This window comes from Anoxybacillus tepidamans PS2, assembly GCF_000620165.1.
Lineage (GTDB): Bacteria > Bacillota > Bacilli > Bacillales > Anoxybacillaceae > Anoxybacteroides > Anoxybacteroides tepidamans_A.
Map to the genome: position 1 here is coordinate 31840 of NZ_JHVN01000018.1, position 14614 is coordinate 46453.

18 protein-coding genes are annotated in these 14614 nt (G+C 42.5%); 13 read left to right on the forward strand and 5 right to left on the reverse strand.

Annotated elements, in window-relative coordinates:
• The first annotated feature begins 69 nt into the window (after window positions 1-69).
• Genes N667_RS0113565 through thrB form a run of 3 tightly spaced genes read left to right on the forward strand, consistent with a single transcriptional unit; the run spans window position 70 to window position 3340 of the window.
• Window positions 70-1368, forward strand: a complete 1299-nt coding sequence (locus N667_RS0113565) for a homoserine dehydrogenase (RefSeq protein WP_027410078.1) — start codon at window positions 70-72, stop codon at window positions 1366-1368.
• On the forward strand, window positions 1368-2429 hold the full coding sequence (gene thrC / locus N667_RS0113570) for a threonine synthase (protein WP_027410079.1): 1062 nt from the start codon (window positions 1368-1370) through the stop codon (window positions 2427-2429). The genes N667_RS0113565 and thrC overlap by 1 nt, the downstream gene beginning before the upstream one ends.
• Window positions 2426-3340 carry a homoserine kinase gene (gene thrB, locus N667_RS0113575; protein ID WP_027410080.1) on the forward strand — a complete coding sequence of 305 codons (915 nt, stop codon included), beginning with the start codon at window positions 2426-2428 and terminating at the stop codon, window positions 3338-3340. Before thrC ends, thrB begins: the two co-directional genes overlap by 4 nt.
• 60 nt (window positions 3341-3400) lie before the next feature.
• On the opposite strand, the gene N667_RS0113580 is transcribed toward thrB, so the two are convergent.
• On the reverse strand, window positions 3401-3637 hold the full coding sequence (locus tag N667_RS0113580) for a NifU family protein (protein ID WP_027410081.1): 237 nt from the start codon (window positions 3635-3637) through the stop codon (window positions 3401-3403).
• Window positions 3638-3730: 93 nt separating this feature from the next.
• Here N667_RS0113580 and N667_RS0113585 point away from each other — a divergent pair, with 93 nt between their 5' ends.
• Both N667_RS0113585 and N667_RS0113590 read left to right on the forward strand, forming a co-directional pair.
• Window positions 3731-4066 (forward strand): YuzD family protein, encoded by a 336-nt coding sequence (locus tag N667_RS0113585; RefSeq protein WP_027410082.1) that lies wholly within the window; start codon window positions 3731-3733, stop codon window positions 4064-4066.
• 149 nt (window positions 4067-4215) lie between these two features.
• Window positions 4216-4839 (forward strand): DUF421 domain-containing protein, encoded by a 624-nt coding sequence (locus N667_RS0113590; protein WP_027410083.1) that lies wholly within the window; start codon window positions 4216-4218, stop codon window positions 4837-4839.
• Between the two features lie 462 nt (window positions 4840-5301).
• Here N667_RS0113590 and N667_RS0113595 read toward each other — a convergent pair whose 3' ends face one another.
• Window positions 5302-6372 carry an NAD(P)/FAD-dependent oxidoreductase gene (locus N667_RS0113595; protein ID WP_027410084.1) on the reverse strand — a complete coding sequence of 357 codons (1071 nt, stop codon included), beginning with the start codon at window positions 6370-6372 and terminating at the stop codon, window positions 5302-5304.
• Window positions 6373-6598: 226 nt separating this feature from the next.
• Between N667_RS0113595 and N667_RS0113600 the strand changes: the two genes are divergently transcribed.
• Window positions 6599-6838 carry a YuzB family protein gene (locus N667_RS0113600; protein WP_027410085.1) on the forward strand — a complete coding sequence of 80 codons (240 nt, stop codon included), beginning with the start codon at window positions 6599-6601 and terminating at the stop codon, window positions 6836-6838.
• Window positions 6839-6869: 31 nt separating this feature from the next.
• Here the strand turns inward: N667_RS0113600 and N667_RS0113605 are convergent, their stop codons facing one another.
• Window positions 6870-7559: a DUF2225 domain-containing protein gene (locus N667_RS0113605; RefSeq protein WP_232223981.1), complete on the reverse strand. Its 690-nt coding sequence runs from the start codon at window positions 7557-7559 to the stop codon at window positions 6870-6872.
• Between the two features lie 193 nt (window positions 7560-7752).
• On the opposite strand from N667_RS0113605, the gene dapF reads away from it, so the two are divergent.
• Entirely contained in the window at window positions 7753-8607 is an 855-nt protein-coding gene (dapF, locus tag N667_RS0113610; protein WP_027410087.1) for a diaminopimelate epimerase, read from the forward strand.
• A 55-nt stretch (window positions 8608-8662) separates the two neighbouring features.
• A complete protein-coding gene (locus tag N667_RS0113615; protein ID WP_027410088.1) occupies window positions 8663-9025 on the forward strand; it encodes a HesB/IscA family protein in 363 nt (120 codons plus the stop codon).
• Between the two features lie 63 nt (window positions 9026-9088).
• Here the strand turns inward: N667_RS0113615 and N667_RS0113620 are convergent, their stop codons facing one another.
• Window positions 9089-9841: a CAP domain-containing protein gene (locus N667_RS0113620; protein WP_027410089.1), complete on the reverse strand. Its 753-nt coding sequence runs from the start codon at window positions 9839-9841 to the stop codon at window positions 9089-9091.
• Window positions 9842-10048: 207 nt separating this feature from the next.
• Complete coding sequence (locus N667_RS0113625) at window positions 10049-11041, reverse strand: NAD(P)/FAD-dependent oxidoreductase (protein WP_027410090.1); 993 nt, start codon at window positions 11039-11041, stop codon at window positions 10049-10051.
• A 262-nt stretch (window positions 11042-11303) separates the two neighbouring features.
• On the opposite strand from N667_RS0113625, the gene N667_RS0113630 reads away from it, so the two are divergent.
• The 5 genes from N667_RS0113630 (at window position 11304) to N667_RS0113650 (ending at window position 14602) form a co-directional block, all read left to right on the forward strand.
• Window positions 11304-12527 (forward strand): NAD(P)/FAD-dependent oxidoreductase, encoded by a 1224-nt coding sequence (locus tag N667_RS0113630; protein ID WP_027410091.1) that lies wholly within the window; start codon window positions 11304-11306, stop codon window positions 12525-12527.
• A gap of 122 nt (window positions 12528-12649) precedes the next feature.
• A complete protein-coding gene (locus tag N667_RS0113635) occupies window positions 12650-13147 on the forward strand; it encodes an NUDIX domain-containing protein (RefSeq protein ID WP_027410092.1) in 498 nt (165 codons plus the stop codon).
• A gap of 133 nt (window positions 13148-13280) precedes the next feature.
• On the forward strand, window positions 13281-13406 hold the full coding sequence (locus N667_RS20045) for a YuiA family protein (protein WP_035098974.1): 126 nt from the start codon (window positions 13281-13283) through the stop codon (window positions 13404-13406).
• Window positions 13407-13472: 66 nt separating this feature from the next.
• The gene (locus tag N667_RS0113645) at window positions 13473-13796 is read left to right on the forward strand and encodes a YuiB family protein (protein WP_027410093.1); all 324 of its coding nucleotides are present in this window, start codon (window positions 13473-13475) and stop codon (window positions 13794-13796) included.
• A 104-nt stretch (window positions 13797-13900) separates the two neighbouring features.
• Window positions 13901-14602 (forward strand): 3D domain-containing protein, encoded by a 702-nt coding sequence (locus tag N667_RS0113650; protein WP_027410094.1) that lies wholly within the window; start codon window positions 13901-13903, stop codon window positions 14600-14602.
• Window positions 14603-14614 lie beyond the last annotated feature (12 nt).

The window sequence follows — 14614 nt, forward strand, 5'->3', positions numbered from 1 at the left end:
CATCTTTTATAATGTCTACTATATAAATACAAATGTACATATACAGAGAACAAAAAAGGGGTGGAGAGCATGGCAGAAGCAATTGCAGTCGGTTTATTAGGATTAGGAACAGTGGGAAGCGGTGTTGTAAAAATTATTGAAGACCATCAAGATCAACTTATCCATCAAGTCGGTTGTCCGGTCACAGTGAAAAAAATTCTCGTGCGAGATATATATAAAGAACGTAATGTTAATGTTGATGCTTCTTTATTGACAACGAATGTTGACGAGGTCATCAATGATCCGAACATTGATGTCATTATTGAGGTAATGGGCGGCGTAGAGGAAACGAGAAAGTATCTTTTACAGGCTCTACAGCAAGGAAAACATGTCGTAACAGCGAATAAAGATTTGATGGCTCTTTATGGTTCAGAACTCTTAGCGGTTGCTACTGAACATGGTTGCGATTTATTTTATGAAGCGAGTGTCGCCGGCGGCATTCCGATTTTGCGCAGCCTTGTGGATGGATTGGCATCTGACCGCATTACGAAAATGATGGGGATCGTCAATGGGACGACGAATTTTATTTTGACGAAAATGTGCAAACACGGAAGCCCTTACGAGGAAGTGCTTGCCGAAGCGCAAGCCCTTGGGTATGCAGAAGCGGATCCGACATCCGATGTGGAAGGGCTAGATGCGGCGAGAAAAATGGCGATTTTAGCGCGGCTAGGCTTTTCAATGAACATCGATTTAGAAGATGTGCAAGTGAGAGGTATTACTGGCATTACAGAACAAGATTTAGACTACAGCAAACGCCTCGGATATACGATGAAGCTGATTGGGATTGCTCATCGGGACGGTAACAAGGTGGAGGTAAGCGTTCAGCCGACATTGTTGCCGGATTCCCATCCGCTCGCTTCTGTTAACGATGAATATAACGCTGTTTATGTTTACGGTGAAGCGGTAGGGGAAACGATGTTTTACGGTCCGGGCGCCGGCAGTTTGCCGACAGCGACCGCTGTTGTGTCCGATTTAGTTGCTGTTATGAAAAATATGCGCCTTGGCGTTAACGGTCGAAGTGCGGTGGCTCCGCAATATGAAAAACAATTAAAATCGCTCTCCGAAATTTTCTCAAAATATTTTGTAAGAATCCACGTGAAAGACGAAGTAGGGGCGTTTGCGAAAATTACAGCAATTTTTGCAGAGCGGGGTGTCAGCTTTGAAAAAATTTTGCAGCTTCCGCTGAAAGAAAAAGGGCTTGCGGAAATTGTGATTGTAACTCATGAAGCATCGCAGCAAGCATATGAAGATATTTTGCAGCAATTGCGGGATCTTGACATCGTTCATGATGTCAAAAGCTCGTATCGTGTAGAAGGGAATGGAAAATGATGATGTGGAGAGGATTGTTACAGGAATATCGCGATTTTTTGCCGGTAACTGAAAAGACGCCCCTCCTTTCACTAAATGAGGGAAATACGCCGCTTATTCGTTTAGAGCGCCTTTCGAAACAGCTTGGCATTGAATTGTACGTCAAAGTGGAGGGGGCAAACCCAACCGGCTCATTTAAAGATCGCGGCATGGTCATGGCAGCAGCTAAGGCAAAAGAAGAAGGAAGCCACACCATTATTTGCGCGTCGACTGGAAATACGTCGGCGGCCGCGGCAGCATATGCGGCCCGGGCGGGATTGCGCTGCATTGTAGTGATTCCTCATGGAAAGATTGCGATGGGGAAACTCGCCCAAGCGGTCATGTATGGAGCGGAAATTTTTGCAATTGAAGGAAATTTTGATGAAGCGTTGAAAATGGTGCGCCGTCTTAGCGAAATCGCACCAATTACACTTGTCAACTCAGTCAATCCATACCGGATTGAGGGACAAAAAACAGCTGCATTTGAAGTTTGCGACCAATTAGGGAAAGCGCCGGACGTATTAGCGATTCCTGTCGGTAATGCAGGGAATATTACTGCTTATTGGAAAGGATTTAAAGAATACAATGAATTCAAGCAGACCGGGCTTCCGGAAATGCGCGGTTTCGAGGCGGAAGGTGCAGCGGCGATCGTTCGCAATCAAGTGATTGCGCAGCCGGAAACCATTGCAACAGCCATTCGCATTGGCAATCCAGCAAGCTGGGATAAGGCGGTACAAGCGGCGAGAGAATCGAAAGGGAAAATTGATGAAGTATCAGATGCGGAAATTTTAGAAGCCTATAAGCTGCTAGCGAGGGAAGAAGGGGTTTTTGCTGAACCCGCTTCATGCGCCTCGATTGCTGGTGTGATCAAACAGCGAAAGAGCGGCGAGATTCAGGAAGGGAGCACGGTTGTGGCTGTGCTGACCGGCAACGGCTTAAAAGACCCGACAGTCGCCATGAATGTAGCCGAGATTCAACCGCTCGTGTTGCCAAACGATGAACAAATCGTGTTTGCGCATATTGAAGGAGCGGTTCGCCAATGAAAGAAGGCGAGATGTTAAAAATTGTCGTTCCCGCAAGTACAGCGAACTTAGGGCCGGGTTTTGATTCCATCGGCCTTGCCGTCTCCCGCTATTTAGTGTTGGAAGCACGCCGCGCGAACGGGTGGAAGTTTGTCCCTCGTTCAGCCGAGGTGCAAGCGATTCCAAATGGAACAGACAATTTAATTTTTCAAGTAGCCGAACGTATTGCCCAGCGTTATGGAGGCGCATTGCCCCCTTGTGCTGTGGACGTGTATAGCAATATACCGTTTACACGCGGTTTAGGAAGCAGTGCAGCCGCAGTGGTCGCTGGGATTGAACTGGCCAATGAACTTCTTGGGTTATCGCTGACAATGGAAGAAAAATTGAGGTTTGCCAGTTGTTATGAGGGACATCCTGACAATGTCGGTGCTTCCCTGTATGGTGGATTGGTCGTTGGAAGTCACCTTCAAGAAGAAACAGTGATCGTCCATATGCCTAATGTTGAGTTGGATCTTGTTGCGGTCATTCCAAGCTATGAGCTTGAAACAAAAAAAGCGCGCGAGGTTCTTCCAATTTCGTTCTCAAGAGCCGAAGCGGTAGAAGCAAGCGCTGTCAGCAACGTTTTAGTGGCGGCGCTGCTGACGAAAAATTGGGAATTAGCGGGCAGGATGATGGATCGCGATTTGTTCCATCAGCCGTATCGCAGAGCGTTAATTCCAGAATTACCAGTCGTACAGCGTTTGGCGAAAGAATATGGGGCGTTTGGCGTGGCATTGAGCGGTGCAGGCCCAACTGTTCTTTGCTTTGCCGAACCGGGAAAAGGCGAGCAACTAAAGGAAAAGCTGTCCCACCATATTCAGCATTGTGCAGTTGAATTATTAAGCGTCGAACCACAAGGAAGTCACGTATATAAAATGGCATTAGAAGCGTAATAAGCGATATAACGAAAAAGGCGATCCGTTTGCTGGACCGCCTTTTCCTGTTGCTTTTTATTAAAACACTTGCTCTACTTCAACAACGCCTGGCACTTCTTCTAAAAGCGCGCGCTCGATGCCGGCTTTTAATGTGATAGTCGAGCTTGGGCAGCTGCCGCAAGCGCCAAGCAAGCGCAATTTTACTACGCCATCTTCAACATCGACGAGTTCGCAGTCACCGCCATCGCGAAGCAAAAATGGACGTAGTTTATCTAAAACTTCTTGTACTTGTTCTTTAATTTCTAAATCGCTCATTCTTATCGACTCCTTTCCTTAACTTTATTATAATCATGATAAAGAAAAAAATCTAATAACTTTTTTGGTGTTGAGAGGAAAGGTGGCGGCATCATGTCATTGAAACAGGTTGAAATATGTGTATATGGGGCAGAAGTTGTTTGTCCCTCTTGTGTCAATTTGCCCTCTTCGAAAGAAACATATGAGTGGCTAGAGGCAGCCATTAAACGGAAATATCCGAATCAGCCATTTGTGATTACGTATGTCGATATTTTTAATCCGCCGGATGACGAGGAAAAGAAAGCGTTTGCTGCGAAAGTGGTTAAGGAAGACTTATTTTATCCTGTTGTTCTTGTAGAAGGCGAGATAGTTGGCGAAGGCAATCCGAAGTTAAAAGCTATTTATGAAGTGATGGAGAAATATGGATATACCTCGCAAGCAGATGTATAATGAAAAAATCAAGGTGTCTTATCGATTGGGGACACCTTTTTTCATTTAGCATACCTACCGAGAAGTCTCCCTCCTTTTAACGGAGTGTATGTAGGAGACCTTCCTTACAAATATTATACATAAAAGTTGTGATGTAAGGAGGCGGTTGAATGGATTTTTCATTTATATGGAAATCCTTTGTACTGGTGCTTTCAGGCATTTTATTGCTGCGGATATCCGGAAGAAAATCGATAGCACAGATGACTCTTGCACCAACGGTTATGATGATTTCTTTAGGAACGATTATTGTTCAGCCTATCGTCGAAAAAAGCATCGTTAAAACTATCATAGGTGCCGGTATCTTGGTGATATCTGTCCTCATTTTAGAATATTTAGAGCTAAAATTGAATTTTGTTGAAACATTTATGACAGGGAAATCTAAAATCGTTGTTGAAAACGGAAAATTAAATGTACAAAATTTAAAAAAGCTGCGTATCACTGTTGATCAGCTAGAGATGAGAATGCGCGAGCAAGGGATTGCCAAATTTGAGGATATAAAAATAGCTACGATTGAACCGAACGGGCAGTTGGGTTATGAGCTACAAGATGAGGCCAAGCCATTAACAGTAGGTGAATTTAAAAAACTGATGGGGTTATTTATGACACAACCAATGACTTTCGCTCAAAGTACTGACTCATCCAAAAGAAATCTTCAAGGAGAAATAAATCAAAATGCAAACATATTTGGGGAAATTAGCTCTTCACAGCAAAAGACCCCCGAATACCTACAATAAAATAGTTTTGTTGTATTATTTCGACTAAAGCGTATGATTTATTTGACATAAAAAATAGCAGTGAATGGGAAAAAGATAAATAAAACAAAGTTCCAATTTCTCCTGATGTGTTTCACCGTGTTATGGAAACGATACACGGTTGCACAAGAAAGATTTGCTTGATAGTTAGCTTGAAATATCCATGTGTTTTTTATTATATATTATGAGCTTTTATAGTCTCCCACTAAGTAATTAATGAAAAAATATTTATTGACCGCATGTTTCAAGCTATGGCTCAACTAACGAAACATTCACTAGAGTTTTTCCTACACATAAACATGATGTGAGAGCCTATATATTTCGACAATGGGGGATAAAAAGAAATTTGAATGAAAAAGCGAAAAGGCAGGACATTTCCTGCCTTTTTTAATATAAAACGTGGTTAGATGTTGCTGTATAAATGGCTTTATGGCCTCTATCTAATTAATAGCCGTTGTGATACTTGTACATCCATAGTACACCGGATTTTAAAAGGCGCGGTACCCTTCCCATTAAAGGGCGATCGGCAACGAGACCAAATCCATGTTTTTTTCCAAGCGAACCGAGAATGCCCTTTAGTTTGATTGGTGGAAATTCATGAGGCGGCTCTTCACCGCGCCAGCGTTTTTGCAGTACTTGCACAATTTGTTCTGCCTGCCCTTCCGCAAGCTGCGCGCTTGGAGAGTGCGGCAAGCTCGCACAGTCGCCGACGACGTATACATTTTCGTAGCCAGGGATATGGTGGCGATTCGTTAGTACAACACGACCTTGGTTATCCTTCTCCACGTCCAGTTCCCGAACGACGCGGTTTGGTTGAATACCAGCTGTCCATACAATCGCATCGCAGTGAATTGGCTCATCGTGATTATATAATATGCCTTCTTCGACTTTTGTAATATTTGAACGCCGGATAATGTCTATGTTGTGTTCATGGAACCAACTTTCTACATATTGGCTTAGCCGCTCTGGGAACATTGGCAAAATTCGTTCGCCGCGGTCAAACAACATGACATGTAAATCCGGGCGGCTTTCAGCTAATTCACTTGCTAATTCCACGCCGCTTAATCCTGCGCCAACGATGCCAACGATAGACCGAGGTGCCAAATTGCTTAATGTTTGGTACGTAATCCGGGATTTTTCAATTGATTGAATGCTATACGTAAATTGTTCCGCACCAGGAACACCGTGATATTTATCTTCACAGCCTAATCCAATCACTAAATCATCATACGATATGGTTGTATTATCTTGTAATAAGACATGACCGTTCTCCAAATCGATACGAACCACTTCGCCAAAGTGATATGTGAGGCGTGGATGTTCCGGAAACGGTACGCGAATGTCATGATCGCTGACCGTTCCTGCGGCTAACGCATAGTATTCCGTTTTTAGACAGTGGTATGGAACGCGATCGATCAGTGTGATGTGAACGTTCTCAGGCAAATGATTCGGGAGAAGGCGAAGCAAAATTCGCATGTTTCCATATCCCCCACCAAGTAGAACGAGGTGTCTCATGCTAGAATTCCCCTTTGTAGTTTGTCTTTTCGCGCAAAACGTTGACCAAATGACATTAAAAGTATAGCGAAATTGTGACAAAATCACAACAATTTTTCGAAAAAAATGATAAATATACGGAATGACTCAACAATAAATGAGGGCAAATATACAAAATAGCATGTCACAAATTGACGGTTATAAAAAAAATCGTTACATTTAGAAATAGGTAGTGAGGTGACAAACATTGATTCAGCCAATTATCGAGTTTTGCATAAGCAACTTAGCGAGCGGTTCGCAAAAAGCGTTAGAAGTGTTACAAAAAGATCCAAATTTAGATATTATTGAATACGGATGCTTAAGCTATTGTGGCAAATGCGGCAAGTCACTCTTCGCCTTAGTAAACGGTGAAGTGGTAACGGGAGAGACACCGGAGCAGTTAGTTGAAAATATTTATCAATTTATTGAAGAAAATCCGATGTTTTAGAAGGATGCGGCTATGAAAAGCCGCTTTTTCCTTATGATGACGAACGTTGATTGTAGCGGATGTCTTGCCAGCGTTCATGGGCCATATCGACAATCCGTTTTTCGATCGTTTCCTTTTTTTTCGCAATGACGCGGGAAAAATATCGGATCGCTTCTTTTGTTTCGTTTAATCGGCGATGCAATTCGCCAATTAAATAGAGAAGGCGAACTTCTGACATATGCGTGCCAGCAAAATCTTCGATGCTGTATGAGGCGGTATATTCTTTGAGGGCAAGGCGCATAAATTGCTCTTCTTGTTCTGGCATTTCATAAGTTCGATACAGCCAAGCAAGACGCATGTATAAACCAGCGAGAACAATATGACGCTCCTTTTTCATGGACGCACAATAAATGCCGATTTGGTAGGTTTGCAGCGCTTGTTCTAATGTCCGTTCTCCGCTGTAGTTTTTCCCATTCCAATATGTCCGAATGTTTTGTTGAATCGCTTCGCGTGTGCCCGGCGGAAAATAAGAAGAAAACTCCTCGGTTATAGCAAAGCCGCAGCAAGGGCAAACGCTTACATAGTAGAACAATGGATTTAGGTCTTCAGGTTGATAATACGAACAAAAATCCGTATCGTGCTTCACGGCTCGAAGAAAGCGGGAGCGAATTTTTTTCGTCGTATATTGTTGATGACAAGCCATGCACACGACATTTCGGTCATACAATTGGCTCATTTTCATATTTTTCCCCCGCATTCTTTCAAGAATAAAGACCTATTACAAAATAATTATACCGTGAATATTCAAAAAAAAGAAGATGCCGTTAAGACATCTTCTTTTTAGGTGTATATGAAAAAACGGGGGATATTTTCATTGTTTCCACTATTAAACCTATTTATACTATAGACAACAAATTTTTTTCAGGAGGAGCAAGATGCGCAACTTTTCATTTACAAAAATGCATGGCTTAGGGAACAGTTATATATATGTCAATATGTTTGAAGAAACAATTCCCGAATCGTTGTTTTCGGAACTAGCGGTGAAAGTGTCAAATGTAAATACGGGCATCGGCGCGGATGGGATGATTCTTATTTGTCCGTCGAAAGTGGCTCCTGTAAAAATGAGAATTTTTAACAGCGATGGATCGGAAGGAAAAAATTGCGGCAACGGCCTTCGCTGTGTAGCGAAATATGCATATGAGCATCAGCTGGTAACGGAACGCTCTTTTTGGATTGAGACATTATCGGGATTAGTGAAGGCGGAAGTAGCGGTAGAAGAAGGTGCTGTCAAAAATGTCACGATTGACATGGGAAAGCCTCGTCTCAAACGAAGCGAGATTCCGATGATTGGCGAAGAAACGGATCAGGTTGTGGCGGAACCAATCGAATTTGCTGGAGAGGTATACGAAGCTACCGCTGTTTCAATGGGAAATCCGCATGTTATTTTCTATGTGAATGACATTAACGCGGCTCCGGTTACGACCCTTGGACCAATTGTTGAAAAAGATCAACGGTTCCCGGAAGGAGTCAACGTTGAATTTGTGGAAATAGTGAATAATCGCGAGTTGCATTTTCGTGTATGGGAGCGGGGGTCCGGAGTTACGCAAGCTTGTGGCACAGGAGCATGCGCAGCAGTCGTAGCATCGGTGCTGAACGGTAAAACGGCACGAAATCAGGAAACGATCGTTCATCTCGCTGGGGGAGATTTATTTATTACCTGGACAGAAGAAGGAAATGTGTTGATGACAGGACCCGCTGAAACAATTTGTAAGGGTGTATACTATTACTAAACGTTTGAACGGATCATACGAAAATAGATATACTAGTGACAAAGGAGGGAATGGAATGAACGATGTTATTACTTTAACTGAAGCGGCAGCGTTTCAAATTAAAGATATGATGAAAGAGCATGGAGAAGAAGAAGCCTATCTTCGCGTTGGCGTAAAAGGCGGCGGCTGCAGCGGATTGTCATATGGAATGGGATTTGAGCATGAACGCCATGAGGATGATTATGAATTTGAACAACATGGCATTAAAGTATTAATTGACAAGGAGAGCGCACCTATTTTAAAGGGCACAGTCATCGATTATAAGCAATCGTTAATGGGAGGCGGCTTTACAATCAATAACCCAAACGCCATCGCTACATGCGGGTGCGGTTCATCGTTCCGCACGGCAGCAAATGCGGGAACGCCGGAAGAGTGTTAAACGATTACATGGACTACTTCAACTAAAAAGGGAGCCACATCAACAATTGCGGCTCCCTTTTGTTTATTTACCGATAAACATTTGTGTCCAATGGTTTCCAGCTTGTTCAAATCCTACGCCAATATGAGTGAATTGTCGATTTAAAATGTTGGCTCGATGGCCCGGACTGTTCATCCAAGCTGTCACAACTTCTTGTGGAGTTCGTTGACCTTGAGCGATATTTTCCCCGGCTGTTCTGTAGGTAATCCCAAAATCCCGCATCATGTCAAATGGAGAGCCGTAAGTTGGGCTCGTGTGCGAAAAATAATGGTTTTGCTGCATGTCTTCAGATTTTCTTTGAGCGACTGCACTTAATTTCGTGTCAATTTGTAAAGCCGGAAGACCGGCACGAGCTCTTTCTCTGTTTGTTAAGTCAATCACTTGTCGAGCGTATTGACTAATCCCTGCTGCAGCTGGAGCTTGAGTTTGCGGGCGTTGAGCCGGTGTTTGTGGGCTAGGCTGATTTGACCGTTGTTGCGTATTGTTCGGGATGGATGTATACGGCATTTGTTGTTGAGCCCAAGGCTGCTGAAATCTTGCCTGCCACTGTGCTGCTTGTCTAGGATCGACTGGAATAAATTCGTATTTTGAGTCTTGAATTAGTATGGCTCTTGTATTTGGATATTGGCTGCTTGGAATCGTTGTAGACAATGATGAGATATTGTCGTTCTTTCGGTTTTTATTATTGTCATTACGACCTTCGTCCATTGCGTTGCAAGCGGTCAATGCAACGAACAAGAAAGAAGCCGCGATAAAACTGATTTTTTTCTTGTTCAACTGCCACACCTCCTAATGAAAAAGCATTTGCTTTTACACGTTTATTTTTTATATTTGTCCGGAAAGTAATGATAGGAATAACTGCGATAAATGGAATTTCTATGGATGACTTGCAGGGGAATGATGATAAATCAGCATGCCTGAAAGCGGTCAAAAGAACAATAAAAAAAGGATATCTGTTATACAGACATCCTCTTTTACCATAAATTAGAACATTGATGTAGAGTGCAGAGGTTGCACTTTCGCCGTTGGATCGATGTATGCTTTTGCGTTATTTACAGCAGTCGGAGCTTCACCAAAGCCGCATGCAATCAGTTTCACTTTCCCCTCATATGTGCAAATATCGCCAGCCGCATAAATGCCAGGAATGTTTGTTTCCATTTTTGAGTTCACTTTAATAGCGTTTTTCTCGATTTCAAGTCCCCATTCCTTGATTGGACCAAGCGATGACACAAAGCCGTAGTTAACAATGACAGCATCGACATCGATCGTTTCGCGTGTTCCGTCTTTGACATGTTCTAGTACAACTTGGCTGATTCCGCTTTCATTACCAACTAAATCGACAGGAACAAATGGTGTTTTTACATCGACTTTTGAGTTCATTAAATTCTCTACGCTATGTTCATGTGCGCGAAATTTATCGCGACGGTGCACAATCGTTACTTTTTCGGCGATTGGCTCAAGCATTAACGCCCAGTCTACTGCTGAATCACCGCCGCCGCAAACGAGAACTTTTTGGCCGGCAAATTTATTTAAATCGTCAATAAAGTAATGAAGATTTTTTCCTTCATACTTTGCTGCGCTATCTAATTCAAGGCGCCGAGGCTGGAACGCTCCATTGCCAGCTGTGATAATAACGGTTTTGGAATAATGGGTTTCTTTATTAGTCGTTAACTTAAAGATGCCGTTATCTTGTTTTTCGAGTTTCTCAACAGATTGCTCTAAACAAATCGTCGGATTAAATTTGGCCATTTGCTCCTTTAAATTATCGATTAACTCTTGGGCGCGAATTTTCGGGAATCCTGCCACGTCATATATGTACTTTTCGGGATATAGAGCTGACAGCTGTCCTCCTAATTGTGGAAGGCTTTCGATGATTTTCACGCTCGCTTGGCGCATCCCGCCGTAAAATGCGGTGAATAATCCGGTTGGGCCACCGCCGATAATGGTGATATCGTACACTTTTTGATCTTCTTTCATGGTCCCTTCCCCCCTAAGCATCAGAATACAGACACTTACATCATAACATATATAATTGCTTTATAAAAAAGAAAAAAATCACTTGAAAACCGTTCAAAAAAAGCATAATATGTTTTTTGGATAGATTGTTAAGATTTTTTGACAATTATTCGACATTTTTTTATCCTTTTTCGTGAATTTATTCACAAACTTTTTTCGATAAAATGCAGCATGACGGCAAACGCTATTTCTAGTGCTGCAAACAAAAAATAAAAGGGTGGAAGTGATTAAGTTGAAAAAGCCAAATGTTGTAATTTTAGGTGCAGGTTATGGTGGTTTAATGACAGCAGTTCGCTTGCAGAAATACGTTGGTGTGAATGAGGCGAACATCACATTAGTGAACAAAAATGATTATCACTACGAAACGACATGGCTTCATGAAGCATCAGCGGGAACGCTTCACCATGATCGTGTGCGCTATCCAATTAAAGACGTAATTGATAGCAATAAAGTGCAGTTTGTCAAAGACACAGTGGTTAAGGTAGTTCCAGAAGAGCAGCGAGTCATTTTGGAAAATGGGGAACTTTCCTATGATTATTTAGTGGTAGCTCTTGGTTTCGAATCGGAAACGTTTGGAATTAAGGGGCTAAAAGAATACGCTTTCTCGATCGCTAACGTCAACGCAGCGCGCCAAATTCGCGAGCATATTGAGTATCAATTTGCGACGTATAATACGGAAGCGGAAAAACGCGATGAGCGTTTAACAATCGTAGTTGGCGGCGCTGGGTTTACAGGTATCGAGTTTCTCGGTGAGTTAGCAAACCGTGTTCCAGAGCTTTGCCGCGAATATGACATCGACCCTCAAAAAGTGCGTATCATTTGTGTGGAAGCGGCTCCAACAGCACTTCCTGGCTTTGATCCAGAGCTAGTGGAATATGCAGTGGGCCTATTAGAGCGCAAAGGGGTAGAATTTAAAATCGGAACAGCCATCAAAGAGTGCACACCGGAAGGTATTATCGTTGCTAAAGGTGACGAAGTAGAAGAGATTAAGGCAGGCACTGTGATTTGGGCTGCTGGCGTGCGCGGAAGCTATGTTATCGATGAATCTGGCTTTGAAGCAATGCGCGGCCGCGTGAAAGTAGATCCATTCTTGCGCGCTCCTGGTTATGACAACGTATTTATCGTCGGTGACTGCTCTTTAGTGATTAATGAAGAGATCAATCGTCCATATCCACCGACAGCGCAAATCGCGATGCAACAAGGAGAATTATGCGCGAAAAACCTTGCTGTATTAATTCGTGAACAAGGCGAGTTGCAGCCGTTCAAGCCAGACATTAAAGGAACTGTATGTTCGCTTGGCCATGATGATGCGATTGGGGTCGCATTTGGCAAAAAGATGTGGGGAGCGAAAGCAAGCTTTATGAAAAAAATGATCGACAACCGTGCTCTCTACTTAATTGGCGGTGCGTCGCTTGTAATGAAAAAAGGAAAATTCAATTTCTTCTAATTTTAGATGCACGAGGGCAAACAAATCTTTGTTTGCCCTTTTTTCATGAATCTCCTCGCCTATACTCTGTTTAGAGGTGGGAGATGTGGATATGTTAAAATGGGAGAAAAAGGATGATGAATATGGAGGAGAGTCGTGGAAATGTATGGCTCGCAGTGGCGGGCCTAGTGCTGAATAAGGCTGGGGAATGGCTAGTTGTGAAGAAAAAATACGGTGGCCTAAAGGGAAAGTGGTCGCTGCCAGCTGGTTTTGTAAAGCCGGGAGAGACGGTCGATGAGGCGGTTGTTCGCGAAATTCGGGAAGAAACAGGTATTGAGGCGGAAGTAAGCGGCATAGTCGGCTTGCGCACGGGTGTCATTCGCGGGGAAGTAAGTGACAATATGATCATTTTCCTTATGAGGGCTTTGACATATCACATTCACATTCAAGAGAAAGAATTATTAACGGCAGCTTTTTTGCCAAAAAAAGCCCTTGAAAGTGATCCGCATACGTCCGCATTATTATTGCATCTGCTTCAAGCAGAGCCTCTGATTCATTTACCGGTTCACGATGGATTAAATCCGGGTGATCCGTTTGGATACACAAAATACCAAGTTTATTTTAAAAATTCAAAAAATTGAGATAAACAAAGGAAATGAGAGTATTTTGCAGATGTATCCGTTTACATGAAGATAAATCGCTTTAAATCCTCTTTTCTTTTTTCAAGAACATTTGATATATTATCAGAAAATTAAGAAAAGGGGAGAACAGCCAATGAAACACGCAGAACAAACGGTATGTCCATATTGCTCAGGGAATGGATATGTGCAGCTGCTTTTAGGTGGGTCAGAAACATGCTATTGTTGTTCAGGAAAAGGAACAGAAAGCAAAAATAACTAACCGCCTTCATTGACTCCCTGCCATTCATTCAGTACACTTAAAAAGGATGTACTGGAGGTGATGGGGATGAAAATGGGTTTACCCGTTCTATTAATATCGATGTTGCTATTTTTTGTGTTATTTTTCGGAATTGGCTTTTTATTAAATATGATTTTAAGAATGTCATGGATTATGGCGATTTTGAGCCCGATTGTTTTCATATTCATTATTGATGACGTAAGATGGACTGAATATTTTACAGCGCCTGGCTCTTCATTTGCAGCTTTACAACATAAAATTATGTCGCTTGCGCCAGCTGATTTGTTGATTCTTAGCAGCGGCCTAGTTGGAGCTATTTGTTCGGGGATTGCCATCCGTGCGTTAAGAGCTAAAGGATACCAGATGTTTTAAGGCTTTCGCATATAAAGCGAAAGTCTTTTTATTTTCTCATTCTTCCCAAATGAATATTTACTTTTTCCTGTGGAAATAAATAGAACCATGGGAGGAGTGAGGAAATGAATATTTTTAGAAGGATATTCATGTCGATTTTATTTATTGGCGCATTCTTTACAACGTTTCAATCTGTTTCTGGAGTCGAAGCGCGAACCATTGTTGATTGGATTGATGAATCGCCGTTTTCATTGTTTAAACGAAGCCATTATTTCTTTGATAACTTCGAGATAGACAAGCATGCATCTGCTGATAACGGCTGGGTGCAATATGCGGATTACGCACAGCCACAAATTTCATCCGAGCAGACAAAAAACGATTCAGTAAGTTTAGAGGAAGCAATCGATTGGTCACAATATCCGTCTACTACCGTTGTCGCCACTGGCTATACAGCAGGCGTTGAGTCAACAGGAAAATCACCGGAGCATCCTGAATACGGAATTACGTATTCGGGAGTACGGGTAAAGCGTGATTTATACTCAACAATTGCCGCAGACTTGAATGTTTTCCCAATTGGAACTATTTTGTTTATTCCAGGGTACGGATACGGTGTAGTGGCGGATAAGGGATCAGCGATTAAAGGAAATCGCCTCGACTTATATTACAATACAGTAGAAGATGTATATAAATATTGGGGCAAGAAAACCGTGAAAGTATATATTGTAAAAAAAGGAAATGGAAAATTGTCGGAAGAAGAGTTGACGAAGTTGAATGAAGATGAAACGATGCAAGTATTTAGGCAGCATTATTTACAATCTGAAAGTTAAAAAATCGAGAAG

What these genes read in the sequence shown, in the direction of transcription:
- N667_RS0113565 (WP_027410078.1), top strand. Translation starts at nt 70, where the DNA reads ATGGCAGAAGCAATTGCAGTCGGTTTATTAGGATTAGGAACAGTGGGA.
- thrC (WP_027410079.1), top strand. Translation starts at nt 1,368, where the DNA reads ATGATGTGGAGAGGATTGTTACAGGAATATCGCGATTTTTTGCCGGTA.
- thrB (WP_027410080.1), top strand. Translation starts at nt 2,426, where the DNA reads ATGAAAGAAGGCGAGATGTTAAAAATTGTCGTTCCCGCAAGTACAGCG.
- N667_RS0113580 (WP_027410081.1), bottom strand. Translation starts at nt 3,637, where the DNA reads ATGAGCGATTTAGAAATTAAAGAACAAGTACAAGAAGTTTTAGATAAA.
- N667_RS0113585 (WP_027410082.1), top strand. Translation starts at nt 3,731, where the DNA reads ATGTCATTGAAACAGGTTGAAATATGTGTATATGGGGCAGAAGTTGTT.
- N667_RS0113590 (WP_027410083.1), top strand. Translation starts at nt 4,216, where the DNA reads ATGGATTTTTCATTTATATGGAAATCCTTTGTACTGGTGCTTTCAGGC.
- N667_RS0113595 (WP_027410084.1), bottom strand. Translation starts at nt 6,372, where the DNA reads ATGAGACACCTCGTTCTACTTGGTGGGGGATATGGAAACATGCGAATT.
- N667_RS0113605 (WP_232223981.1), bottom strand. Translation starts at nt 7,559, where the DNA reads ATGAAAATGAGCCAATTGTATGACCGAAATGTCGTGTGCATGGCTTGT.
- dapF (WP_027410087.1), top strand. Translation starts at nt 7,753, where the DNA reads ATGCGCAACTTTTCATTTACAAAAATGCATGGCTTAGGGAACAGTTAT.
- N667_RS0113615 (WP_027410088.1), top strand. Translation starts at nt 8,663, where the DNA reads ATGAACGATGTTATTACTTTAACTGAAGCGGCAGCGTTTCAAATTAAA.
- N667_RS0113625 (WP_027410090.1), bottom strand. Translation starts at nt 11,041, where the DNA reads ATGAAAGAAGATCAAAAAGTGTACGATATCACCATTATCGGCGGTGGC.
- N667_RS0113635 (WP_027410092.1), top strand. Translation starts at nt 12,650, where the DNA reads ATGGAGGAGAGTCGTGGAAATGTATGGCTCGCAGTGGCGGGCCTAGTG.
- N667_RS20045 (WP_035098974.1), top strand. Translation starts at nt 13,281, where the DNA reads ATGAAACACGCAGAACAAACGGTATGTCCATATTGCTCAGGGAATGGA.
- N667_RS0113645 (WP_027410093.1), top strand. Translation starts at nt 13,473, where the DNA reads ATGAAAATGGGTTTACCCGTTCTATTAATATCGATGTTGCTATTTTTT.
- N667_RS0113650 (WP_027410094.1), top strand. Translation starts at nt 13,901, where the DNA reads ATGAATATTTTTAGAAGGATATTCATGTCGATTTTATTTATTGGCGCA.